This window comes from Thermogemmatispora tikiterensis (assembly GCF_003268475.1).
Taxonomy (GTDB): Bacteria; Chloroflexota; Ktedonobacteria; order Ktedonobacterales; family Ktedonobacteraceae; genus Thermogemmatispora; species Thermogemmatispora tikiterensis.
Genome location: NZ_MCIF01000002.1, coordinates 4,971,023 through 4,994,138 on the forward strand (window position 1 = coordinate 4,971,023; position 23,116 = coordinate 4,994,138).

Here is a 23,116-nt window from a genome sequence, read left to right on the forward strand (position 1 = left end):
GGAGGTTGGAATCCTGCTCCTCTCCTGGCTGGCAAGCTGGTGATTGGGCATCTCGCGGCCATGCTTCACTGCTCTCGATCCGATCCCCAGCGCTATGCATGGTGAGCTGCCAGGCTGGTCCTTAGCCGAGGGGCCGGGCGACAGATGAGCTGAGCGGGTCGCGGTCCCCTCGGGAAAAGACCTGAGAGAAAAATACGGGAGAAGCCTCATGACAGCAGAGAATGCGCTCTTGTATAGTCAAGACGGCGGCAGCTGGGGCCATCGTGGCCTCTCGCAGCCGCCAGTAAGCTTGCTCATGAAGGGATGGTGAAGGAGATGAAGAAGGAGGAAGAGAGAGTGGACGTGCTGGGACAGCAGCTGACTACGGTGGTGCTGCATATCCCAAGTCTGCGCTGTGGGGGGTGTCTCAAGCGCGTCACGGAGGCGCTCCGAGCCTTGCCTGGCCTGGAGGTGCTTACCGCCGCTCTACCGACCAGGACCGTGACCCTGCGCTACGCACGGCAGCAGCTGGAACCAGAGCGGATCGTTGAGGTTGTACGGGCCTGTGGCCATGTGCCGGGTGAGCTGAGGGAGGCTGGCCACGTGGCGGGAGAGCAGAGCGCTAACGGCCTCGATGGCTAGTCACTGGTGAAGAGAGGCGACAGGCCACGCCGGCTGTCGCCTCGATCGCTTTCCTCATGGAGCGCTGCCCAGCCTGGCCTGGCTTAGCGCAGTGGAGACTGCCAGGCGAAGGGGCCACGCGGCGCTACCGGACCGTTGTAGGACCAGGCGGGTGGCGTCCATGCCGGCTCCGGCTCGGCGGCGCGCAGCAGTCGGGCTGTCGAAGGGGCGAAATCGACGCGCAGCAGCGGCGTGGTCCCCTCTTGTTGATAGGCCAGGGGCACAGCGTAAACGGCTCGTCGGGTGGGCCGGCGGACTGTTCCTTGCACCTCGGCAGGGAGCGCCTCCAGATACTCCTCAATGCCCTCCAGCAGCTTGAGCACGGTGGCCGGGTTGGCGGTAGCCTCACACAGGATTACCTCTTGCCACGAAGTGGGCTCGGCCTCCCGCTGAGGCAGCGCCAGACAGAGCAGGAGCATCTCATGTCCATAGAGGGAGATTCTCTCAAAGTGACCCTCGACGAGCTGATAGAGACTCAGGCGCCAGCCTGGCCAGCGGCTGGCTCCAGGGCACTCGCAAGGGTTGCAGTCGCAGGGGTTACAAGGGCAGCTACAGTCGCGGGCGCCAGCCGCGTTGCCCTTGAGCAGATAAGACGCAGGTAGGCGGGTTTGCACGGTCTGCATATGGCTCTTGAACTCCTCTCCAGAGAAAGGCAACGACAAGACAAGCGCTACAGCGGTCGCTGAGTACCTCTCTGTTCGGGACGAGATAACATCGGCGCATAAAACGAGCGGACAGGAGGCCCGGCCTCGTTGCCGTCACCAGCGGCTGGCAGCCGAAGCGGGGTGCGCATGCTTTCGCTGGCTCAATGCTGGCTCGCTATGCGTGTGGTCGCTCACTTACCTCTCTCACCTCCTTAAGCATCACTAAAGCAACCAAACGATAATAAGTCTCTCTATAGAGAGTATACGCTATAGGTGCGCAGAAAATCCACCCGTATCTTTCCTGAGATACTGCCAGGGAGCGCCCCAAGGAGAGGAGCAGCAGGGGGGGCTGAGCGTTAAGTCGTCCCGGCCCACATCGTTTGTTTTCTTCTCCTGTTCCTCTCAACTGAAAGGACAGTCGAAAACACTTGACAGGCGGATCTATTCTTGTTACACTGCTTAGTCAGCAGGAGCCTTTCAGGGGAGAGCGATCAAAACAGGACGCATGGAAGCAACTCTGTCCCTGTAGTATCTTTCTCCATGCGAACTGCGTTGAGGCTGTCGGTGCCAGGCTGAGCGACGTTGTTTGCAGTGAGTCCTGTATTTCCGTTGAGTGCCAGTCGTTCCTGAGATCTGGCCCCCTGCCCCGGTCCCTCCCTCTCTCAGGTGTTGTTTCTCTCTTCGCCTCCTGCTGTCGAGAGAAGCCAACGGGAAGGAGCGCTGACTTAATTACAGATGCCATCGGCGAAAGCCCCGGAATTCATTCCGGGGATGAAGCCGATTGTGTGTTCGGTATGCACATGGTAGTATGAAAGCGTGGTGGATATCAAGTCTAGTCGGCACTCAAGACACCTCCTAATGTATCACATGGTCTGGATACCGAAGTACCGGCGGGTTATTCTTAGCGGCGAAATTGCCGCACGTCTGAAGGAGATTCTTCTGGAAACTGCCGTGGAGCGGGGATGGGACGTGATCGCGTTGGAGGTGATGCCGGATCACGTCCACCTTTTTGCATCTGCCCCGCCGAGTGGAAAGCCCGCCGATGTGGTGAAGGTGTTCAAGGGCGTGAGTGCCCGGAGGTTGCTCATGGAGTTCCCACATCTTCAGCGCAGTACTGGCAGGGGAACGCTCTGGGCACCATCCTCCTTCATCGCTACGGCTGGCAACGTTTCCGCAGAGACCATCCGTCGGGATATCGAGGAACAGCGTAAGAAAGGGGGTGAGTAGTTGCAGACCATCACACTGCGTCTTCGGCTCCACCGCCCCACTCATGCCAAGGAGCGCATCTACCGCGAGCTGACCGAATGCACAACCACTTTGGCAAACAACCTTGTGGCTGCTGGCAGACCGAAGGGTTTGACCAGCAGGACTGCCGCGCAGTACCTGCCTGCCCCTATCCCCGCGGCGGTGGTTAACCAGGTTCTTCGCGAAGTTGCTGCTGACCAGAAAGTTGAGCGGTTCAGGGTACTACCACCTTGCTTCAACAACCAGAACTTGCGCTTGCGGAAGGTGGGCAACTTCTGGACGGCCAGTTTCCCGACTCACGAAGGCCGTATCAGGGTTCCGCTCGCCACAACAGAGCGGCAAGAGCGTATCCTTGAACAGTTGGGCACGACCGTTAAGCAAGGGGCGGCAAAGCTGTACTGCAAGCGTGGCCGATGGTATCTGGCCCTGTCGGTGACGGTTCCCGTGGCACCGTGTGCCGGGGACCGCATCGCGGGGATCGACATGGGCCTGCGCTCCTTGGCCGTGGTGAACTGCGAAGGCGAGACCCTGTTCTTTCAGGGCAACCGCGCTGCGTATGTCCGCCGTCGGTTCAACGCTTTGCGGCGCAGGATGGGCAAAGCAAAAGCGTTGGATGCCATCCGCCGGATGAAGGACACGGAAGCGCGGTGGATGCGCGACCAGGACCACAAAATCAGCCGCGCTATCGTGAACTGGTGCCTCGCCCGCGGCGTTGGCACCATCCGCATGGAGAAACTGGAGGGCATCCGGAATCGTCGGCGGCGTGACCGCCGGGACCGTGGCCGGTCCCTGCACTCCTGGTCGTTCTACCGCCTTCAGCAGTTTATCGCCTATAAAGCGCGGCTGGCAGGAATCAGGGTGGAGTGGGTGGAGCCAAAGGACACGAGCCGTACCTGTCCGCGGTGCGGACACTGCGCGAAGGAGAACCGGAATGGTATCTGGTTCCAATGTCGATCGTGTGGCTACCGCGGACATGCCGATGCGGTGGGTGCGCTGAACATCAGCAGAGCGATTAGCGGTCTGGCCGGGGCAGCGTAGCTGCCGTCCGAGGACCGCCGCCCGGTGCGGTAACGTCAGGCATACCTGACGGAACGCAGCCGGGGCGGGCCGATGACCCGGCCCTTATGGCTCCACCGATGAAGCCGAAGCAGAAATGCTTGAGGCTGAGGTAGGGCTAACCAGCCTGGGGGATCGCCCCAGGAATCCCCGGACTTCAGTCCGGGGAGGAGGTCAAAGCTTGCCTGCCTCTTTAGGGGATCAGAAAGAGGCTCTGGTTACCAGCGCAAGCCAGGTACGACGGTCTTCAGAAGATCTTGTTCCTCCCTATTCCCCTCTACGTTGGCTTGTTTTGGCCCGCGCATATGCTTGAGCCAGGGCCGGGGGATCAGGGAGAAGCCGCCAATCCAGAGAAATAGCCTGCCCGTGTGGTAGATAGATGCGACGAAGGAGGAAGCGGTGTTCTCTCAGAAGCGTTGCGACCCGCCAGGGAGAACACCGCCCGCGGAGGAGCCTCCGCATGGCTCTATTATACCAGTGTAGAGGCTCTCCTGTCTTCCGTAAGAACTACGACATGGCTCTTTTTGCGCTGCTGGGGTCAGCAGGCCTGTCTAGTCAACAGATTGGATTGCCACACGCTCGCCCGATGGTAGTCTGGTCGCCACCTACGATGATCTGGGGCGAGCCATCCAGCAGCCGGACCCGGATTCGGCGCCAGCGCGGCCAGGCTATGAGGCCAGCGGCTGGCTGATCGGTCTAACCACCACCCAGAACACCACCGCCACGGTGCTGGCTTCGGCCATCCAGTACCAGGGGAATGCTGGTGCGGCGGGGAAAGCCACAGCCCTGCTCCTGGGGAACAGCCGCTATAGCTTCGCGTGTAGCTTTGACGCGGGGCTGCGAGTGACCAGCCTGGTCTACAAGAATCAGAGCAGTGGAGCGGTGCTCTATCAGGAGCAGCCGCAGTACGATGCCGCCAACAACGTCGTGGCGGCCACCACGACCATGCCGACGGGGGATACGGACGTGCAGGCTTTCTGCTACGATGCCCTCAATCGGCTGACGTGGGCGGGGGCGAGTGGGACGCCGCCTTGTGGGAGCACGCTGAACGCGGGAACGCTGACGGCGGCGCAGTACCAGCAGGGCTATAGCTACGATGCGGAGGGGCGCCTGACGACGGGGCCGGCTGGGAGCTACACCTATGGGGATAGCGCGCACCCGCATGCGGTCACGAGCACCAGCAGTGGCTTCAGTGCCAGCTATGATGCGGCAGGGAACAGGATTTGCCGGGCGCCCAACAGCTCGGTGACCTGCGGCGGTAGCGCTCCCACTGGGCAGCAGCTGAGCTATGACGCAGAGGGGAGGCTGGTGCATTGGCAGAATATGCCGACAGCGCCCAGCTCCTCGGTGGATTACCTCTACGGTCAACGACCCCTGGCTCAAGCCAGGGGCTTGCCCGCAGCCTCGTCGGCCCGCGCTTTGGGGCCACTTCGACGGCAGCCCACTGCCCCATAGGACAGGACAGCGGTGTGGCTGGGTTGACCCTCCCGCCCCCGCCAGATGAGGCGCAGCCGTTGCTGACTCGCAGATGGCATCGCTGTCGAGGGAAGACTGCCAAATGATGACATGAGCAGGGATGTAAAGGGCGATACTGCTACCTCCACCACAATGAGGATCACTGGCAGGGGCGTACTGGCTGTCTTCCTTGGGCGCTTTTGTACACAAGGAGGGGAAACATTGGGTAGAGTAATGTGTCAGGGCCATTAGCAGTAGCGGCCCTGCTGATAGGAAAACTATACATAGATATTATCCAATACTTATATACAGTGCGTGCTCCGATGAATGAGAGCGCGGCCTACTGGTATTGAAAGATTTCTACAGATATACGTCTCGATAGTATGAGAGGCAATTGCGAGGGTGTAGCCGTGGCTATCGAGAGATGCCTGGGGCTGTACTGCTCAAAGCAGTACAGCGTTTGTCTCGAGCTGAGGAGGTGAAGAGAGAGATACGGCGTGCTGTTGCAAGTGAGCTAACGGAGGGCGATGCAAGAGAGTTCGAACCCCGTTGGAATAATCGGAACTGCGTCCTCATGATAGAACTTTTGACACCTCTCCTCATTGACGTCTCTAAAGGATTGTGATGAGAAAGGAGCGAAGTAGATATCATGAGAGCGAAGCGGCACGAGTTCAAGGCTTATGCGGGGATGTTGCTCGTAGGGTGTCTGTGGCTGCTGGCGAGTCTGCTGGGTTGTCAGCTGGGGGAGTCGAATCCATCGTTGGAGACGGTTCCTTGTCCCGCGGCTCAGCTGCAGGTGCAGGTCAGCCGGCTCAGCTCGGCGCCAGCCAAGAGCGCTTCAGAAGCGGCGACGCTCTATGTAGGGCTGGGGACCTGGCTGTATGCGGTAGATAGCAGCAGTGGACTCCCACGCTGGTGCCGGCTGCTGCGCTGGAAGAGCACTCCTCTCCATGCCCTCTCAGGTTTCGAGCCGATCGCGCGTGTTGGGCAGGCTCTCTACGCGAATACCTCGGATGGCTATCTGCTGGCGCTGAAGGCGCAGAATGGCGAAATCCGCTGGCAAGCAGAGATGAAATTGATAGCTTTCAGCGGGGAATCCTGGATGATGCCAGCTGTGGATGAGACGCTCAGACAGGTCTATCGGGTCGCTCTGAGGAGGGTAGAGGCCCTAGACATGAACAGTGGGCAAGGGCGATGGAGCTATGCGTTTCCAGGGAATGATGGCATTTATCTCATGCCTGTGGTGGGGGAGGGAATGGTCTATGTTGCGAGTGAGTCTGGGGTGACCGAGCACGGGGAAGAGGCGGAAGTGGTAGGACTGGATGCGCGCACAGGGCGACTGCGCTGGCAATTGGGCATGTCTGAAAACCATAGTCTTGATTCGCAGCCACGGGCGATGCTACTGGGGAATGGAGTGCTTTGTTTGGACTCCGAAGGCAAGATCATGGGGGTAAGGGCCAGCGATGGGCGACTACTGTGGCAAGTGAGCCGTTCGCAATGGCAAGATTGGGATCTGGATTACCAGCCGCTTGCACTAGGCCAGGGCAGGCTCTATATAGCCGAGAAGGCAAAGCAGGCAGGAAAGATACGGGTGAGTGCGCTGCAGCTGACGGATGGACGGGAGGGCTGGTCGGTTGAGCTGACCGGAGGGTTTGAGCGGGTGACTGCGCCATTGCAGGGGGTTTTAGATGGAAAGATGCTGTATCTGGTCGATGGACAAGGATGGGTGGCGGCACTGGATGGGCAGAACGGGCAAGTACTCTGGCAGAAACAGCTAGAAAGCCGCCGTAATGGGGGAGGCATCCCGAGCCGCCTGGTAGTGGGGGAGAGCAACGTCTATGTGTTTATGGCGCTCCCTGGCGAAGAGGAACATTTTGCCCTACATGCCCTGGCAAAGGAGAACGGACAGGAGGAATGGAATGTGGCGCTACCGTTACCCGTAGGCCAGGGCTGGCCGATACCAGTCCTGGCGAGCTGAGAGCAGGAGAACCCGGGGGAGGAGAGCGCTCCTCCGGCCCCTCTTCCTGGGACCAAAGAAACATGATCGTACTCGATGGGTGCAGCGCGTAGATCGGATGACGGGAAGCTTGAGGCAAATTGGCGTCTTCGTCTTAGAAGGGTCAGGGTCAGAAAAGAGGGAGTATGCGCTCGTGAGCAAGCGATGGCAGAAGTTTGCACGCACCTTGTGGAAGCTGCTCTTAGGAAGTGTCTGGCTGCTGGCGAGTCTGCTGGGTTGCCAGACGCCGCCGACCGTGCAGATGGAGGCGGTGCCCTGTCCTGCCGCTCAGTGGCAGGTGCAGTTCAGCAAGCTGGCTGAGCATCCTGGTGAGAGCGAGCCAGCAATGACTACCCTCTATGTAGGGCTGACTACGTGGCTCTATGCGCTGGATGCCAACAGTGGGCGCCCGCGCTGGTGCCGAATGCTGCGCTGGAATGGCACTTCCCATGAGGATCTGTTAGGATTTATAACAATCACTCGCGTCGGGCAGGATCTATATGCCAATACCGCAGATGCCTATCTGTTGGCGCTGAACGCGCAGAACGGTGCGGTTCGCTGGGGAGCGGAAGATTTAGAGGCCCTTGATCTAGATGACGTCCGGGGGGTGCCAGCGGTGGACAAGGCGACTGGGCAGGTCTATCAGAAAGATGTAAAGACGGTGACGGCGCTGGCAGGGAGCGATGGGCAGAGCCGTTGGACCTACCAACTACCTCAGAAGGATACTAGCCGGGCGACGACGAGTGTCAGCCTGATGCCATTGGTAGGGGAGGGAGGGGTCTATGTCGTAGGAGATGATCTAATGACGGTGCCCGAGAGATCTGCTCTGGTGGTGGCGCTGGATGCACGCACAGGGCAGCCGCACTGGCAAAGAAGCTTTCCAGAAGGGAGCTTTCAATCACCGCGAGCTATGGTGCTGGGGAATGGGGTGCTGTGCCTGGATCTGGAAAATGGGGTTGTCGCAGTAGACGCTAGCGACGGGCGAGTGCTGTGGCAGGCGAGCGGATCGCGATGGCATATGTTCAGCTATTGGCTGCTTGCCGCCGGGCAGGGCTGGCTTTATGTAGCGAAGGAGGTGGTGAGGAACCAGAAGTGGCAGGTGAGCGCGGTGAGGCTGGCGGATGGAGAGGAAAGCTGGTCGATTGAACTGCCAGGAATGTTCGACTCAGATGGGATGCAAGGGGTTTTAGACGGAAAGGTCCTCTATCTGCTGGATGTGCAAGGAATGGTGACGGCGCTGGATGGGCAAAGCAGACGAGTGCTCTGGCAGAAACAGCCAGCCACCCGCGAAGGGGGGGGCCTGCTTCCTAGCCGCCTGCTGGTGGGCAAGAGTGAGGTCTATCTGTTTACAGCATCACCGGATGGAAAAGAACGTTTTGTACTGCATGCTCTGGACAAGGAGAGCGGGCAGGAGCAATGGAAGATAGTGCTACCGTTGCCCGTGAAGGAGGGAGAATACTGGAAGCCGGTTCTGACAAACTGAATAAGGAGCCAGACAGGAGAGAGGAGATCGCTGTCCGCGATCTCCTCTCCCTTGTGCATGAGAGCCAGTGACGGGAAGGGGAAGGCCCACAGGCAGGCTCAGCTCTCACCAGCTCTCTGGCTTAGCTGGACCGCTTGAAAATGACTGGGGAAGCCTGACCGACGGTCAGCAGATACAGACGCAGGCTCGGATGACGGTAGTGACACACGGAGGATAGATCACCCCCAGGCGTGACAGCTTTTGATTGTTGTATCGATAAGCATAAATCTATAATGGTCTCTTCTCTAGAGAAGAAAGGAAACGGGCAAATGAAGAATGCCGAGACAGTGGGACAGGATGAAGAATCGCCGAGCTGGCGGAGCGATCTGGAGCGGGGAGAACGTTGGATGAGGAGGGGCCACTGCCAGGAAGCTCTGGAGGTGGTAGCGCAGGCTCTGAAGCTGGGCAGCGTGGATGAAGAAGCGGCCTGGGATCTCTGGCTCCTGAAAGGGAGAGCACTGCGCGAGCTGGAGCGCTATCAGGAGGCGCTGGAGGCCTTTGAGAGATTGAGCCGGCTGTTGCCAGAGAGTATGGAGCGTCAGGCCAAGTGTTCCTATCACCTTGGCGTGACACTCGACAGGCTAGGCAGAAGTGACGAGGCTGTAGCCGCCTATGATCGGGCCTTAGCCCTTTATGAAGAAGTATTGCAGAGGAATCCCCGGGAGGCGAAGAGCTGGTTGGGGAAGGGGTTCGTGCTGCAGGAACTCGGACGAACAGCTGAAGCCCTGGCGGCCTATGAGATGGCCCTGCGACTTGATCCCACTGATGCCACTGCCTGGTCGGCAAAGGGCGACTGCTTGCTGCAATTCGAGCAATATAGCGAAGCCCTGGAGGCCTGCGATCAAGGCTTGCGCATCGATAATGAATATCTCTGGCTGTGGGAGGTCCGTGGAGAGGCACTGATAGCTTTGGAGCGCTATGAGGAGGCGCTGACAGCCTGTGACAAGGCCCTGGATCTCTGTCCGACCGATCTCTTCTGCTGGGAAAGCAAAAGCAGGGCGCTGATAGCTTTGGAGCGCTATGAGGAAGCGTTGACGGCCTGCGAGCGGGCCATTCAGCTGAAACCAGCCTCAGCGCTCTTTTGGAACAAGGCTATAGCGCTGATCTGTCTCCAGCGAGCTAAGGAAGCCCTGCAGGCGGCTGATCAGGGCTTGCTCCTTGACGACTCTGATCCCAGCTTGCACCGGGCACGCGGCTGGGCCTTACAAAATCTGGAACGCTACGAGGAGGCGCTGCAGGCCTATGAGGAAGCACTACGCCTTGATCCCGAGCAGGCTTGGGCCTGGAGCAGTAAGAGCGAGATATACGAGGCACGGGAGCGTTATGAGGAGGCCCTGACCGCCTGCGAGCAAGCTCTTCAGCTGCAGCCAGACACGGCCTACTTCTGGCATCAGAAGGCCCGTATCTTACTGATGCTAGAGCGTACCGAGGAGGCGCTCCAGACGGTAGAGCAGGGGCTACAGCTTGACCAAGAGGATGTCGCATTGTGGCGTAATCGCGCGCAAGCCCTGGCAGCATTAGAGCGCTACGAGGAGGCGCTGGCGGCTCTTGAGGAGGCGCTGCGACTGGATCCTGAAGATGCCTGGACCTGGGCAGAGAAGGGTCATGTACTGAAGCAACTGGACCGTGGTGAGGAGGCGCTGGCCGCCTACGAACGGGCCTGCGAGCTTGACCCGGAAAGCGCTCCCTGGCTCGAGAAAGCTCAGGTCCTCCTGAGATTGCAACGCGCAGAGGAGACTCTGCAGGCGGTGGACCAGGGGCTGCAACGCGATCGTGAGGATGCTGAGCTATGGTATGTACGGGTAGAGGCTCTATGGCGCCTGGCACGCGATGAAGAGGCCCTGGCTGCCTGCGAAGAGGCCCTGACTGTGTGCGCAGAGGCCCGACGTCTCGATCCTAAGAAGGAGGCCAGCTTTTCTTTCTTCAAGTGTGAGTTGTTACTCACGCTGGGGCGTCCCGAGGAGTGCTTGCAGCTTGCTGCGCACGCCCGGCACTGCTGGCCAGACCTGGCCAACTCCTCCTATTACTATGGCCGCGCTCTCGAGCGGCTGCAACGTTATGAGGAAGCGCTGGCCGCCTATGAAGAGGCGCTGCGATTGGACCCTGACTATGCCCGTATGTGGGTGAGCAAGGGCTATGTCCTGCATCAACTGAAGCGCTATAGGGAAGCGCTGGAGGCCTATGAGGAGGCCTTGCGGCTCAAACCAGACTATGCGACTGCCGCCAATGGCAAAGGGGCGGTTTTAGCATCGATGGGCCGCTATAAGGAGGCGCTGGAGGCCTATGAGGAGGCCTTGCGGCTTGATCCAGGCCATCGTTGGGCGGCCTCCAACAAGGCCGGCGTCCTGGCCAAGCTCCTGCGCTATCGCGAGGCGCTGGCTGCCTATGACTATGCCTGCCAGCTCCAGCCTGAGAATGCCAGGCTGGTCCTGCAGAAGAGCTGTGTGCTGGTAGATCTGGGCCGCTATAGCGAGGCCCTGGGAACGCTGCTGCAGGCGCTGCGCCTCCACTGGCGGGCTGCTTCCTCTCCCTCATCGCTGCTCCCGCTGGAGACAGAGCAGCAGCCAATCCTCCGCCAGCGCGCCGAAAAGGAGCGAGCGGCCTGCCAGCGGCGACTACGGCGCCACCCTGACGATCGCCAGACCCTCTATCTGCAGGCGCTCCTCTTGAGCGGCCTGGGCCGGGGAGAGGAAGCTCTCGCCGTCTATGAGCGCCTTGCTCTGGCGCTGCCCGGCGATCCTGTACCTCGCTGTTGTCAGATTCTCCTGCTGGCTCTTCTAGGCCGCCTCGACGAAGCGAGCGAGCGCTATGAAGAGCTGCGAACCTTGCAGCAGCAGCCAGCCTCTGCGGACAAGCACCTGCGTGCGCTCTTCGGGCCTATGTTCTCGCGTCTGTTAGCACTGATTCGCTAGCTCTCCCCCTCTTGAAGAGTGTCAGCTCCTCACGAAAGGAGAGCAGGCAAACACCATCCAGCTACGGAGGGAACCAGATGCAAGCATCCGATGATAGCAGTGGGCAGCCGCTGCTGTGGCTACAACCCGAGCGTAGACGGAGCTACCTGGTCCTGCGCAAAGGGAGCGTCGAACTGGCCACCTTTGAGCGAGATCAGCAGAGGCCGACGCAGATCCTGCTGACCTTCGGAAGCGAGAGCTGGCTCTTGCTGGGCCAGCAGCTCTTTGATCCTGCAGTCAAGATCTATCCTGGCCCTGCCCGCGATAGGGCGGCAGACGCTCAGCCACTGGCCTGGCTTGATAGCGAGAGCCGTTTCCCTGAGTTGCGCCTGCTTCTCGCCGATGGGCGCTGCTACTGCTGGGTCTGGCGGCGCAGCACCGCGCTGGCCAGCTGTACCTGTCAGATGCTCTCGACCCAGGGGCCGGTCCTGCTACGTATTCACATGCCGGCCTGGCAGCCTAGTCGTGCCCGCTTGAAGGACTGTCAGCTCCAGCTCTTTCCCGCCGCCGAGGGCCTGACGGAGCTGCCACTGCTGGTGGCCCTTAGCCCCTACATCCTGCTCCTGGGACAAGAAGAGAGCGGCCCGGCCCCGCGGCGGCGCAGCCTCGCGGGCGAGGAAGTGGTCTCAGAGGTACTCGAGGCGATTGTCACCTTCCTCGGCGAGCTGCTTGGCCATCTGCACTGATGCCAGAGGTCGCCCACTTGGCGATCTCGCGTCTTTTCCTTGCCGATGACCAACCTGACCGGCTCTTCTCCTCCTTTGGTTTTCGTATAGTACTAATAGGAGCAAACGGCGATGGCTGAGCCTGCCCCAGGCCCTGTACAATGCGCTCTTGACGGTGACTGTTGCCTGCTCGCTACGTCATATACCTGATCTTTATGTAGGATTGGATCAAGACAATGTCTCCTCTTGAAGCAATACCATCTCTTCTGCTGCTCCTTCTGGTAATGGTAGTGATCGGTCTGCCGCTGGCCTTCATCCTCTGGGCGCGTTGGGACAAATGGAGGGATGCCCTGCAACACGCGCGTGGGCGGCTCAAGCGCATGCTCACTGTTGGCATCCTGGTCGCGCTGTTGATCATCGTCCTGGGCTGGCTGAGCTGGCAATGGAGAGCGCCTGTGGCCCCAGCGATCTGGCTGCTGCCCTTACTGGTCCTATCACCATCTGGCTCATGCGCAGCATCCACGTGACCCGGGCCTAGCAGGGCTAGCGAGGGCTGCGGGCAACCAGCGAGCGGGTGCCATCTCAACCTCATCCCTGATTGGCGCAGCAGATCGCTCGCCTGGGGATGAAGCTGAGACAGCCGCAAAGGAGGGAGTGAGTGCAGGCGTGAAGGTAGCCCAAAGGGCGCAGTCGAGGGCACTGGTCACCTGTTAGCCCTGGCCAGCCTGACCGTGGCAGGGCTGATACCAGAGATGCAGGTCGCACGGGTCCTGCTCGCAGAGAGGTGCCTCCTGCGTGGTCGCTTGCCAGGCCCGGGCCAGCTCGCGCAGCACGGGTGGTTTGTCGCCGTCCACCTGTGACTTGCTGACCCCAATGATGATGACGCGCAGGCAAGTACAGCCCTGCTCCGGCGGTGCTGGCTTAACCTGAGCCTGGTGGCAGATCGTTGTCGAGAGCATCAGCACCTCCTGGCAAGAAGCTTCCTTCCGGCAGTGCTGGACCAGGCGCTGACCCAGGAGGCGCAGCGTACCATCGCCTGAGCACTGGGCTGCCTCCAGCGGCGCGATCGAAGTCCTTGTTCGCTCGTCCAGGGACAGGGCATTGAGCACCTCCTGCAGCCGTCGCTCCTTCGCCTGATAGCTGCACCAAAGGATCAGGACCGGCCCTTTTTCTGTGAGCAGGAGGCGTGGCTCTTCCAGAGAGCCGCGGCGGTCCTCCAGGAAGTCACGCAAGGCCAGCAGGATCTGACGCAGCGGTGAGTCCGTCCGCGGTGTCTGCCTTGCCTTTGCCTGTAACTCTGCGCGGGCCAGGGCCTCGTTAAGTTCCGACAAAGCCTCTCGGATTGTCTCCTGTAAGAAAGGCATCTCGATCTTCTCCAGTGCCTCCAGCAGATAGGCACGAGCCAGGCGCTTGCCTGATAAGGCCAGAGCCTGGGCGGCAGCCGCGCAGACCTCCTCGTCGCCATCGTTCAGGAGCGCCTGGCGCAGTGCTTCCAGGGGGGCGGCCCGGCCTAAGCGACCCAAGGCCCAGGCGGCGGCCTCACGCACCAGCCAGCAATCGTCAGCCTGCAGCAGCGCGATCAGGGTTGCCCGCAGGCGCGCCAACCAGGCGCTGCATAGCTGCTCATCGGCCAGGAAGGTGGGGATCAGGCGCCCGAGCGACCAGACGATGGCCTCGCGTACCCCCTCGTGAGCTTCTCGCTCCAGTATGGTGAGCAACAGCTCGATCAGTGGCTCACCGCTCAGACCGAGCAAGCGCGCCGCCTCAGCGCGCACACGCCAGGAAGAGTGCGCCAGAGCCAACAAGAGCGGGCCACGTGGCAGACCTGTCCGTTGCTCCAGGGCCTGTGCCAGCTTGCTCACGAGTGCCTCGCCGTCCTCGGGCAACGAGCGCAAGAGGGCAGCTGCTCCTTGGGCTGTCCCTGCAACTGCGTCCTGTTGAGGGTCCTCTTCTCCTGCCTCTGCCTCGGAGTCTGTGAGAGGGTGGACAGCATGAGCCTCAGTGTCAGTAGTCAGGGCCTGACCATCTCCGCCAGTGGGCACCAGATGGAGCGGGCGGATCGCCGGCTGATGTACCGGGCGGAGCGAGCGTCGCAAGCTGTCGTGCGGCTGAGGGAGCAGCTCCTTGGCGCGCAGCGGCCCCGTGCAAGGTTCAGCGCTGTTCTGATACATGAAGCGAATCCTCCCCTGCTTATTTCTCAAAGATGCTCATCTCTCCCCACGCTCGTCTCTGATGCGGCTGACATCTCCTGGCGCCGGCAGCCCGTCGAGGCGAGCGATTGTGAGCGCTTTGCTGGTCTCAGACAAACATCAAGGCGATCCATAGGAACCTCAGTCGATATTGTCAACCAGACGGCGTAAACGGTCGATCCCCCGGCGAATGTCGTCATTGACCGTCCGCCGCGGACGGCCCGTCTGGGCAGCGATCTGCCGCGCCGACTGGCCCGAAAAATGTAACATCACTGCCGTTTGCTGATAAGGGGGCAGAGCCTGAAGGCCGAGTGTGAGCAGGCGAGCCTGATCACGCCGCTCTACCAGAACCTCCGGCTGCTGATCGGCGTCATCGGCCAGATCGTCTATCTCTGAGCGCAGCTCGCCATCAGCTGTCGAGTAATAGTGGATCTGACCCGTGCGTCTGTGCTTCTGCTCCTCTGCGCAGTGCTGGGCCCAGACGCGCCGCGCAATCTTAAACAGCCAGGCGCGAGGGTGATGAAGGGGCAAAGCTCGCTGACGTAAACTCTGATAGGCGCGGGCATAGGTCTCGTCCACGCAGTCATCCACTACTGAGGAGTCGTGGAGGTGCCGCTGGAAAAAGCGTTCCAGGGCGGGGCGCAGGCTGACTAGCTCTGCTTCAATCTCTGGCGAAAGATCATCCTGCTCCATCGTTTGGCAAACTCCTCATCTGCTACTTGACAAGCCTCAATGAATAGAGAAAAGTAAGAAAACTGCAGAACGCCCCCTACAACCACAGCAGGAAGGGTCTCCCATCCCCGCTCGTTACCATGCATCCCTGTCATGGCGGACTCGCTGGTTCCTCCGCACTCTCGCGCGGAGAGCAGGCGAGCAGAGCCAGTCAGCGGCGCCCACAGGCCAATCCTCTGCCGATCCGGGACCCGCTGAGTGATTCGTTCAGGAGCGTTATCAACAATTTTGTTCATTATGCGCTCCTTCTTTGGAAAGTTAAGAACCCTATATCAGGCCCTTTCCACCCCTGAGCGGCGTGATTCAGGCATCAGCCAGGATGCCCGATGCGCCTCTACTATCTCCTGTGATCCGTCTGGCCCGAACTGGCAGAGGATGCGGCGAGCATAGCCCATATGGGTGGTCGTCTGCAGGGGGCAGAAGGACAGTGCTACCAGGAAGCAGTGAACACGTGAGGAGCGGAAAGAAAAGACAGGAGAGGTGTGGCCCGAACTGCTCTCAGAGAGAGTCGCCCTTGCTGGTTCGCAGACAAGCAGGAGCCAGGGCAGCCTTTAGGCGGCTCGCGGTTGCCCGCGCCAGCGACGGCGAGCGTCCGCCAGCGCCTCGGTGAGGCGATGCTGGAAGCTTAGCGAGGTATTCATCAGATAGATGCGCTCAGCGGTGAAGTAGAAGCCACCTGAACCGTGCAGGGGGGCAGCCCCAGTCTGCTGCAGGGCGCGCGCACACTGACTGACGCGCTCCTCGGGGAGCGGATTTTCACTATCGATGAGGAAGATGGCCGCGAAGGGCCGGAGCAGGCGCGCTCGCTCGACAAAGCGCGCAAAGTGAGCCTCCTCGATGGTCCTGGTGCGCGTTTTGCACTCGACCAGCACAGGCCCCTCATCGAGAAAGGCCAGCACATCTATATCGCCCGGTAGAGCTGGCGCGGCCAGACTCACGCTATGGCGGACTGGGACCAGACGCTTGTAATAAGCGATGCCATAGAGGCGCAGCCACTCGGCGACCAGCCATTCGAAGGTGTGGCCCAGATCATGCAGGCGTAGCAGGTCGGGCCCCGCCAGGAGATGAATCTCCTGCTGCAAAAGCAGCTCTTGATCGATGAGCAACTTTAAGAAAGGGCCGCCGGGCAGCTCGCCAGGGCCGGCAGCAAGGAGATCGCCATAGAGGCAGGGGAGCCGTTCCAGCAGGCGACGCAGGGCATGACGACAAGGAGTGTTCAGGAGGAACGTATAGAGCTGCCGATGGCTGTACTCACTTCCATTGGGACAGCGCAGCCAGCGCTGCCGGAGAACCAGAGGATCAGTATAGGGCGGACGTGCCTGCTGCACCTGCCAGCCGTAACGGGCCAGCTCCCGGGCGAAGCTGTCTCCCAAAATGACCGCTTCCTGGTCCTCGTAGGGAACCGGAACAGGCGTGGATGCCATGTGCCTCTCCCTCCTTTGGGTTCTGACCGGAAGACACTCACTTCAGACAGAGGACGCTTGCTAAGATCCAGTCGGGTAGGGTCCTCTCACCTGAGATGGCGCCGCGGCAGATCGCGGGAGGCCAGAGTGAGCAGGCTGCGCTCTCGCTGGCGCAGTTCAGCTCCTGGCGCGTGGCGGGAAGATGCCTACGAGCAGGAAGATGCCGAAGATCAATGCAAGCAGGCTACCAGTGAGGCCGACAACAACGGCTCGTCCGCCGGCGGCGAACCAGAGCACGAGCGGGAGAGCAATAGCAACGATGATCAGGCAGAGGCCGGCGGCAAGGCGCCCGGTGGATTCCTGCCTCAAGAGAGTCTCCCTTCGGGGACATGCGCGGGACATCCTGCCGCCCGCAAGGTCTATCAGTGGTATCACAAACGCAGCTTGTCGGGTGCCAGGAGGTCGACCAACATGGCTGCTTCTATGATAGCAGAAAGCCTGGAAGCGGAGCAATGGGAGCGGGCCGCTCTCTGGGGCTTGGGAATGGGGATCTGTCAGGGCCGCCGCGGAGGGAGCTAGCCATACCAGAGAGCAGGCCAGCGCTGCCCTGCGCACCGCCGTCAGGCTCTGGACGGACCGGGCGCCAGAGCGATCACGGCGACCAGCGCGCAGGACAGCGCCGCCGGGCGAGCCAGATGAGGAGGGATGCATCCGCCGGACCCGCGTCCTGTCTCCCTGTCTGGGAGACGGAGAGAAGCGCGCGAGTCTGGCCTCAGCGCGTCGGGGGAGACAGGCCGGTCCGCTGCGGCCTGCTCTGCCGACCAGTCTCCCCTGAGTGCAGCGCTCGCTAAGTGGTCGTGCAGGTGACGCCGTTCAACCTGAACCCTGTAGGCGGGTTATTGCTGCCGTTCCAGGTCCCATTGAAGCCGGGCGAGGCTCCCAGCGTGGTGCCTGCCGGGATACTGGCGTTGTAGGAAAGATTGGTCACCGTGACCGTGCTGCCGCTCTGGCTAAAGGAGCCGTTCCAGCCCTGGGTGATCGTCTGCCCGTTGGGGAAGGTGAACTGAAGCTGCCAGCCGTTAATTGGCGTGGTGCCCGTGTTGGTCAGCTGGATCAGGGCGCTGAAGCCCCCGGGCCACTGCGAGTTCACTACATAATGCACCGTGCAGCTTGCACCTGTCACCGGGGTTGGAGCAGGTGTCGGCGAAGGTGTAGGAGCAGGAACAGCGGTCGGCGTCGGCACTGCGGTAGGCGAAGGAGTGGGAGAGGCGCCTGCCGTAGGTGAAGGCGAGGGCGAAGGTGTAGGCGAGCCGGTTCCTCCGCCGGTGCCGCTGATCACATAGGTCACCAGTTGGCGGGCGGCAATTGTCGCGCTGAAGCTATTGTTCTGGACGGTCAGAGGTGCCTGGGCCTCTGTATTATGGCTGGCATCAGTTACATAGGGCACGGCGCTCGCGTTGGTGGGCAGCGCGAGGCCCTGCAGCGAAAGCGTCACCGGCACAGGGCTGTAGGAGGTATTGAGGACCACAATGGCCAGGGTCCCATTGCTATTGAGGAAAGCTGTCACCTCTAGCGTGCTATCGCTGCTGGTGGCGCCGATGCGGGTCGCGCTGGGGCGCACAAAGCGGCTATAGTTGGCGAAGCTCCAGAGGCGCTTGGCCGGCGTCACCGTCCCATTGACGACATTGATCAGATAGCCGTTATCGCTGGCGTTGAAGTTTACGCCCCACCAGTAGAAGAAGGCGTTCAGGTTAGCAGCCGTCAAGCCTGTATAGATCTGCTGTGCCCAGTAGAAGCCGGAGCCGTCGCCGCCGTCGTCCCAGCTGTAGTCTGCCGCATCGAACTTGGCCCATTCGCTTTGCCAGACATGGCGGCTGCCCAGTCCCGTGATCGGTGTCGTGGGAGGCGCGGTATAGCCGTGGCTGGAGAAGAGGTCAAGGTAGCTATTGGCCGTTGGATTGGCCAGAATGCCGTTAGCATAGCTCTGGGCGCTGTCCCACCCCTCGCCGTCGCAGCAGACCACCTGGGCGGTCACTCCCGCCGCTCGCAGCGTTGGCCCCAGGATGGCCACAAAATCGGCGGTCTGGGTGGGATTCATGACCATGCTCGAATAGTAGGTCGAGAGATTCGGCTCGTTGAAGGCGCCAATCTGCGTCAGCCGAATGCCATCGCTGAGATAGTCGCGGTAGTACTGCAGCAGGTAATTGGCATAAGCCTGACGCCAGTCGCCGCTGCTGCAGCTGGCGCCCGGGGAGCCGCAGAGGGCGCCGCCGTTGGCTTCATTGCCATTGGTCTTCATGAAGCCGGGTGCGCTCCAGGCGTCGCCATAGAACTGGGTGACGCCATAGCTCTGGGCCTGCTTGGAAAGCCAGACCTGGCCCCAGCTATCGTGATCCCAGACGTAGGTGGGGGTAGCATTCGGGCTGCCGGGACTATTCGGCTCGATGGTATGGGCCTGATCCGAGGGCAGCAAGTTGCGCAGAATTGAGAAGCCGGCTCCGCTGGTGGTGCTGAAGAGCAGGTCTAGAATTTGACGCTGCATGCTGCTGGAAGACTGCTCCAGCTCTTGAGCGGGACCGAAGGCGCCAGAGAAGCCGAAGCCGTCGATCGTCTGATAGCGGGTCGCCCCGTTCACGCTAATCGTTGAGGCGGCGTAGGCCGTGTGCGGTGAAAAGGAGAGGATCACGCTCGCCGCGAGGGCCGCGAGCAGCAGTGCGCTGATGAGGATCATACCGGCTCTCCCTGCCGGCTGCTTGAACGACATGGCGTTTCCTCCTTGAAGTGCCGAAGGGCTGCTGGTGTAGCTGAAGTGGCGATCGCCACTTCAGCTACACCAGGTACCAGGGAATGTCACGTCTTCCCCTGCAAAGGAAACGGGCATTACCTGGCTGTCCTTGGTTTCCTGCTTGAAAATTTTCTGATCATTTTCCATTCTGAAAATTTTCAAAAGGTTGAGAGAGCTTGAAAATTTTCAGAATGCTGGGATTGATCATCACAGTGAATTTCTATTTAAGATGAAAGACGATCAATAGAGATATAGCCTCCCCAGCTTCATCCTGTCAAGGGGACGGCTAGGCAGAAGAAGGGCAGTTTACAGACAGGGTCTAGGCAACGCTCTTCTCTAGAGCAGAGACTGGCGGAGCAGGTGAAGAGGGCCGGGCCTGTCCCGCCGAGGGGGCGCCGTTGATTCCGAGCAACTGGACTGTAGTTGACTTTTCGCGTAGATCAGGTACACTTATAGCTGAGCAGGGAAGCCTGTTTAGAGAAAGCAGCTCACCAGCGGCGTCTCCGTGTCTTCTGCGATCTTCTCTTCTCTCTCCGCCACTGACGAGACGATCGCGACGCCAACTCAGATTGAGGTTGAAAGGAGCACTGGTCAATGAAAAGGATTTCAGCCCTGCTGCTCTCGCTCTCAGCAGTCTGTTGTCTGTTGCTCTCCCTGGCGCTTACCGTGCTACTTGGTGCGGCTCCAGTGCACGCCGCCTCGGGAGCCCCCGAGGCAACCGTTCCCGTCGCCTCTGGTTGTCTGGCGGCGGCGCCATCGAAGCAGCAAGTCGCGGTAGGACAGCCCGCCCACATTGTCATTACGGTCTCCTGCTATCCAGCGATCCCCTCTCCCATCGTAATTGTGGACTGGGGGGATGGTAGCCTCTCCAAGTATCCTGTATGCGCGGCTGCCTGTCCAGTTCCGCCGGTAGAGCTGGTTGCTGCTCACAGCTACGCTAAGGCTGGCACCTACCAGCCGCTCATCTGCCTCTCCGGGGAGGGTCCGATTACACCTCTGCCCGAGTGTGTCAGCGTTGAAGTGATTGTTGTGCCTCTCACGCCGCAGCCGTTGAGCTAGGTCTGCTCTTCACTCACTGGCGCGCTGGCTGGTGGCCAGGACAAGGGTGGGCGGGGTCCGTTCCGTAAGGAGCACCAATGTGCAGAGCTGGCCCTGCCCGCCGGGAGCCAGGAAGGATGCTTCCCTGCTCGCTCCCAGCCGGTCAGGGCCAACCGCGGCAGAGGAGATAGCCGTGTGTGGTGCGCGGCTCGCTCCTGTGCATGTCTGTGCAGGAACCAGAACTGAGCGGTCTGCCGGCGGAGATTAGACCAGGCGGCGGCGTCCCCAGATCAAGACGTGCAGCTGCGGCAGCACGCGCACGTTGTACTGATCCCAGAAGGGATCACGCACACGCTCAGCCAGCCAGGCCAGGGCCGCGGGATAGTCTGACAGGGCGGCATCGCCCTCCGGCTGCACGATAATTGGCAAGCGACGCTCTTTGAAGAGCGGATGAGCTTCCAGCAAGGAGCGCAGGGCCTGCTCGTCGTGGGCGTCGCGCACGACGAACTTCCACTGTTGGTGCTCAGGCTCCAGGCTGTGTAAAAACTGCTCAATGACTGGATGGCGCAGATAGTTTGCGCCGCTCCCGGCGCTGGGCAGCTTGGGCGAGAGGCTCCACAGGTCGATCAACGGCACGGCCAGCGCTGGAAAGATCGTGGCGTTCGTCTCGACCGTCAGATGGTAGCCTTGGGCTTTCAGCAGGGTCGCTAGCTGCGGCAGCTCCTTCTGTAGCGTTGGCTCACCGCCGGTCAGTACCACGTGGCGGGCGCCCAGGGCGGCCACGCGCTCCGCCACCGTTGCGGGCGAGAGCGTTTCCCAGCTGCCGCCCTCGCGCACGCTCCATGAATACTTGGTATCGCACCACGAGCAGCGCAAGTTGCAGGCGAAGAAGCGCACGAAGGTTGTCGGTACCCCCATCAGGCTGCCCTCACCCTGGATCGAGCGATAGATCTCCATGACTAACATCGTCAGAAGCCTGTCCGTTTCCTCCCTCGCTGATGTTTCCCGGTCTTGTAGGCCGTGCTACGGGGCTGTTCTGCCACTCTTGCTGTCTGGCCGGCGACGTGCCCGCCGCGACGGCAGAGCAGGGCAGAGCAGGAGAAGGTCGTCGGCTGAAACCAGTGCAGCGAGTCTGGTTTGCCCTCCTGGCTAGATTTTCTCTGGTCTGTCAATCGGTCCGGCTGCTCTACTACTGGCTCTTGCGCGGAGGCCGTAGGGGAGGGCGCAGGAGCCAGTGCCGTTGTTTGTTGCACAAGATATAAATGGATGAAAAAGAGTCTTTACTCTGTGAGTCGCATATGCTATTCTTAGAACGCATCCTGAGATACTAAATATTTTTGCAGTAAAAAATACTGCAACCCCGATAGGATGGGCCTTGAGGTCAAATGGACCGATAGGCAGAGCAAGCCAAGCGGTTGGCAAGACGGGCCTGGCAGCATCTGATCGGAGAGGACTTTCTGGTAAGCGCTTCCCCTTTTGTGGTGAGGAGAGAGATGGGGAAGGGTAGCCAGGGCGGACACTCTACGCAGAGTGCGACTCAGTCGCTATGGCGACGGGACCCGTAGAAGAGGAAAGGAGCTAATGACTATGGAAGAGGCAGGACAAGCGGGGGAAGCCGGTATCTCAGAAGCTTTGCCCCATGAGCTGCTCATCCTGCATCTGATTGCCACCGGAATTGTGCGCTATCAGGAGCAATGTAGCGCTGGTCCCGGCGGGCTGGTTGTCGTAGACGGCAGCTACCCCAAGCCGCTGCAAAGGGGACTAGACTTGCTCAACGTGCTGCGTTATCGGCGGGGCCTGCCGCTCATCAAGAGCGTGGTCGATCTGCTGGCCTGGTGTCGCAGGCCGCTCTCCGAGTGGTCGCTCGATCTGGATCGGGCGGCTCCCGGCTGGAAGCTGATGGACCAGGAGGTACTATTGCATGGGCGCTGGCCATCGCAGCTCTGTCTTGAGCTGGCCTGCTCGACCGACGACGTCGAAGCGGATCTGATGGAGCGGGATTTCATCGGGCGTATCCTGGCCCGTTGCCGTCTCTATCAGAGCCCGGAGGCCTATGTCTGCTTCCGGCGCTGGTTGATTGAGCATCCGGTGGTTACCGGGAAGGAGCTGCTCGAATGGGGAGCTGCCTCGCCGGTCATGGAGCCGCTCCGGGAGCTGCTCCGCGAGGCGTACGTAGAAGCTCCCTATGAAGCCATGTATCACAATCACTTTTATTGCTGCCCCAACTGTGGGGCCTTGCTGCAGCCAGATCAGCGCGGGAGGAGCCTGGTTTGTGTGATTGATCGCTGTGGTCAACGCTCGCTTCCCCTCCAGACCGTTACCGAGTCGGGGGGCCTGTCGCTGCGCCGGCTTGACCCTCTAGAGCAGGTGCGCTGCCTCAAGCGCGGGTTGCTGTGGTTTGTGATGTGGCCTGGCCGTGCAGAGTTGCGACTAGAGCGCCGCTTACGCGAGCAAGGGATCAAGGTGGAGCTGTGGCCCGATTACGATCGCTACGATCTGCGCGTCGTGGTAGCGCGGGCGACTCTGGCCGTCGATGTCAAGGATTGGAGCAACCCTTATCTGCTGGCGCGACATGTCAAGCAGAATGGCTGGCCGGCTGAAGCGGGTGACCAATTCTACTACGTCTTCCCCCAGGAGCGTCGGAGCCTCCAGCCAGACTATGTACGCGCCTTTACGGCGGCCTACGATACCCTCCGCGGTCCTTCGCTGGCCGCAAGCGGCATCAAGGTGGCTTTTGAGGATGACTTTCTCAGAGAAGTTTTGGAGATGTGTTGA

At 60.7% G+C, this 23,116-nt stretch carries 18 protein-coding genes; 11 read left to right on the top strand and 7 right to left on the bottom strand.

Translation table 11 applies throughout. The annotated features are described in order from the left end of the window. Positions 1–315: 315 nt before the first annotated feature. Complete coding sequence (locus A4R35_RS19900) at positions 316–621, top strand: heavy-metal-associated domain-containing protein (protein WP_189362086.1); 306 nt, start codon at positions 316–318, stop codon at positions 619–621. An 83-nt stretch (positions 622–704) separates the two neighbouring features. Here A4R35_RS19900 and A4R35_RS19905 read toward each other — a convergent pair whose 3' ends face one another. Continuing rightward, positions 705–1,283: a FliH/SctL family protein gene (locus tag A4R35_RS19905; RefSeq protein WP_112432483.1), complete on the bottom strand. Its 579-nt coding sequence runs from the start codon at positions 1,281–1,283 to the stop codon at positions 705–707. A gap of 840 nt (positions 1,284–2,123) precedes the next feature. On the opposite strand from A4R35_RS19905, the gene tnpA reads away from it, so the two are divergent. The 8 genes from tnpA to A4R35_RS19945 all read left to right on the top strand — a co-directional run bounded on the left by tnpA (position 2,124) and on the right by A4R35_RS19945 (position 12,721). After that, positions 2,124–2,531 carry an IS200/IS605 family transposase gene (gene tnpA / locus A4R35_RS19910; RefSeq protein WP_112432485.1) on the top strand — a complete coding sequence of 136 codons (408 nt, stop codon included), beginning with the start codon at positions 2,124–2,126 and terminating at the stop codon, positions 2,529–2,531. After that, complete coding sequence (locus A4R35_RS19915) at positions 2,532–3,587, top strand: RNA-guided endonuclease TnpB family protein (protein WP_112432487.1); 1,056 nt, start codon at positions 2,532–2,534, stop codon at positions 3,585–3,587. A 744-nt stretch (positions 3,588–4,331) separates the two neighbouring features. Next, positions 4,332–5,060, top strand: a complete 729-nt coding sequence (locus A4R35_RS19920) for a hypothetical protein (protein WP_112432489.1) — start codon at positions 4,332–4,334, stop codon at positions 5,058–5,060. 649 nt (positions 5,061–5,709) lie between these two features. Continuing rightward, on the top strand, positions 5,710–7,038 hold the full coding sequence (locus tag A4R35_RS19925; RefSeq protein ID WP_112432491.1) for an outer membrane protein assembly factor BamB family protein: 1,329 nt from the start codon (positions 5,710–5,712) through the stop codon (positions 7,036–7,038). A gap of 172 nt (positions 7,039–7,210) precedes the next feature. Next, complete coding sequence (locus A4R35_RS19930) at positions 7,211–8,539, top strand: outer membrane protein assembly factor BamB family protein (RefSeq protein ID WP_189362087.1); 1,329 nt, start codon at positions 7,211–7,213, stop codon at positions 8,537–8,539. A gap of 308 nt (positions 8,540–8,847) precedes the next feature. Then, positions 8,848–11,490 carry a tetratricopeptide repeat protein gene (locus tag A4R35_RS19935; protein ID WP_189362089.1) on the top strand — a complete coding sequence of 881 codons (2,643 nt, stop codon included), beginning with the start codon at positions 8,848–8,850 and terminating at the stop codon, positions 11,488–11,490. Between the two features lie 77 nt (positions 11,491–11,567). Beyond that, positions 11,568–12,215 carry a hypothetical protein gene (locus A4R35_RS19940; RefSeq protein ID WP_112432497.1) on the top strand — a complete coding sequence of 216 codons (648 nt, stop codon included), beginning with the start codon at positions 11,568–11,570 and terminating at the stop codon, positions 12,213–12,215. A 215-nt stretch (positions 12,216–12,430) separates the two neighbouring features. Continuing rightward, on the top strand, positions 12,431–12,721 hold the full coding sequence (locus A4R35_RS19945; RefSeq protein ID WP_146747276.1) for a hypothetical protein: 291 nt from the start codon (positions 12,431–12,433) through the stop codon (positions 12,719–12,721). A 183-nt stretch (positions 12,722–12,904) separates the two neighbouring features. On the opposite strand, the gene A4R35_RS19950 is transcribed toward A4R35_RS19945, so the two are convergent. From A4R35_RS19950 to A4R35_RS19975, 5 genes are all read right to left on the bottom strand, one after another. After that, entirely contained in the window at positions 12,905–14,365 is a 1,461-nt protein-coding gene (locus A4R35_RS19950; RefSeq protein WP_112432501.1) for a HEAT repeat domain-containing protein, read from the bottom strand. Positions 14,366–14,524: 159 nt separating this feature from the next. Further along, entirely contained in the window at positions 14,525–15,076 is a 552-nt protein-coding gene (locus A4R35_RS19955; RefSeq protein ID WP_112432503.1) for an RNA polymerase sigma factor, read from the bottom strand. Positions 15,077–15,666: 590 nt separating this feature from the next. Further along, positions 15,667–16,539, bottom strand: coding sequence for a nuclease-related domain-containing protein (locus tag A4R35_RS19965; RefSeq protein ID WP_112432507.1), 873 nt, complete (start codon positions 16,537–16,539; stop codon positions 15,667–15,669). 156 nt (positions 16,540–16,695) lie between these two features. Further along, the gene (locus A4R35_RS23955; protein WP_146747277.1) at positions 16,696–16,887 is read right to left on the bottom strand and encodes a hypothetical protein; all 192 of its coding nucleotides are present in this window, start codon (positions 16,885–16,887) and stop codon (positions 16,696–16,698) included. Between the two features lie 478 nt (positions 16,888–17,365). Beyond that, positions 17,366–19,282, bottom strand: a complete 1,917-nt coding sequence (locus tag A4R35_RS19975) for a cellulose binding domain-containing protein (protein ID WP_112432510.1) — start codon at positions 19,280–19,282, stop codon at positions 17,366–17,368. Between the two features lie 615 nt (positions 19,283–19,897). Here A4R35_RS19975 and A4R35_RS19980 point away from each other — a divergent pair. Next, positions 19,898–20,362, top strand: a complete 465-nt coding sequence (locus A4R35_RS19980) for a hypothetical protein (protein WP_112432512.1) — start codon at positions 19,898–19,900, stop codon at positions 20,360–20,362. A 243-nt stretch (positions 20,363–20,605) separates the two neighbouring features. Here the strand turns inward: A4R35_RS19980 and A4R35_RS19985 are convergent, their stop codons facing one another. Next, the gene (locus A4R35_RS19985) at positions 20,606–21,307 is read right to left on the bottom strand and encodes a 7-carboxy-7-deazaguanine synthase QueE (protein ID WP_112432514.1); all 702 of its coding nucleotides are present in this window, start codon (positions 21,305–21,307) and stop codon (positions 20,606–20,608) included. Between the two features lie 621 nt (positions 21,308–21,928). Here A4R35_RS19985 and A4R35_RS19990 point away from each other — a divergent pair. Then, a complete protein-coding gene (locus A4R35_RS19990) occupies positions 21,929–23,116 on the top strand; it encodes a restriction endonuclease-related protein (RefSeq protein WP_112432516.1) in 1,188 nt (395 codons plus the stop codon).

Coding starts and splice junctions, on each gene's coding strand:
- A4R35_RS19965 (WP_112432507.1), bottom strand. CDS start 16,539: ATGGCATCCACGCCTGTTCCGGTTCCCTACGAGGACCAGGAAGCGGTC.
- A4R35_RS19955 (WP_112432503.1), bottom strand. CDS start 15,076: ATGGAGCAGGATGATCTTTCGCCAGAGATTGAAGCAGAGCTAGTCAGC.
- A4R35_RS19950 (WP_112432501.1), bottom strand. CDS start 14,365: ATGTATCAGAACAGCGCTGAACCTTGCACGGGGCCGCTGCGCGCCAAG.
- A4R35_RS19945 (WP_146747276.1), top strand. CDS start 12,431: ATGTCTCCTCTTGAAGCAATACCATCTCTTCTGCTGCTCCTTCTGGTA.
- A4R35_RS19980 (WP_112432512.1), top strand. CDS start 19,898: ATGAAAAGGATTTCAGCCCTGCTGCTCTCGCTCTCAGCAGTCTGTTGT.
- A4R35_RS19975 (WP_112432510.1), bottom strand. CDS start 19,282: ATGTCGTTCAAGCAGCCGGCAGGGAGAGCCGGTATGATCCTCATCAGC.
- A4R35_RS19905 (WP_112432483.1), bottom strand. CDS start 1,283: ATGCAGACCGTGCAAACCCGCCTACCTGCGTCTTATCTGCTCAAGGGC.
- A4R35_RS19990 (WP_112432516.1), top strand. CDS start 21,929: ATGGAAGAGGCAGGACAAGCGGGGGAAGCCGGTATCTCAGAAGCTTTG.
- A4R35_RS19935 (WP_189362089.1), top strand. CDS start 8,848: ATGAAGAATGCCGAGACAGTGGGACAGGATGAAGAATCGCCGAGCTGG.
- A4R35_RS19940 (WP_112432497.1), top strand. CDS start 11,568: ATGCAAGCATCCGATGATAGCAGTGGGCAGCCGCTGCTGTGGCTACAA.
- A4R35_RS19925 (WP_112432491.1), top strand. CDS start 5,710: ATGAGAGCGAAGCGGCACGAGTTCAAGGCTTATGCGGGGATGTTGCTC.
- A4R35_RS19985 (WP_112432514.1), bottom strand. CDS start 21,307: ATGTTAGTCATGGAGATCTATCGCTCGATCCAGGGTGAGGGCAGCCTG.
- A4R35_RS19900 (WP_189362086.1), top strand. CDS start 316: ATGAAGAAGGAGGAAGAGAGAGTGGACGTGCTGGGACAGCAGCTGACT.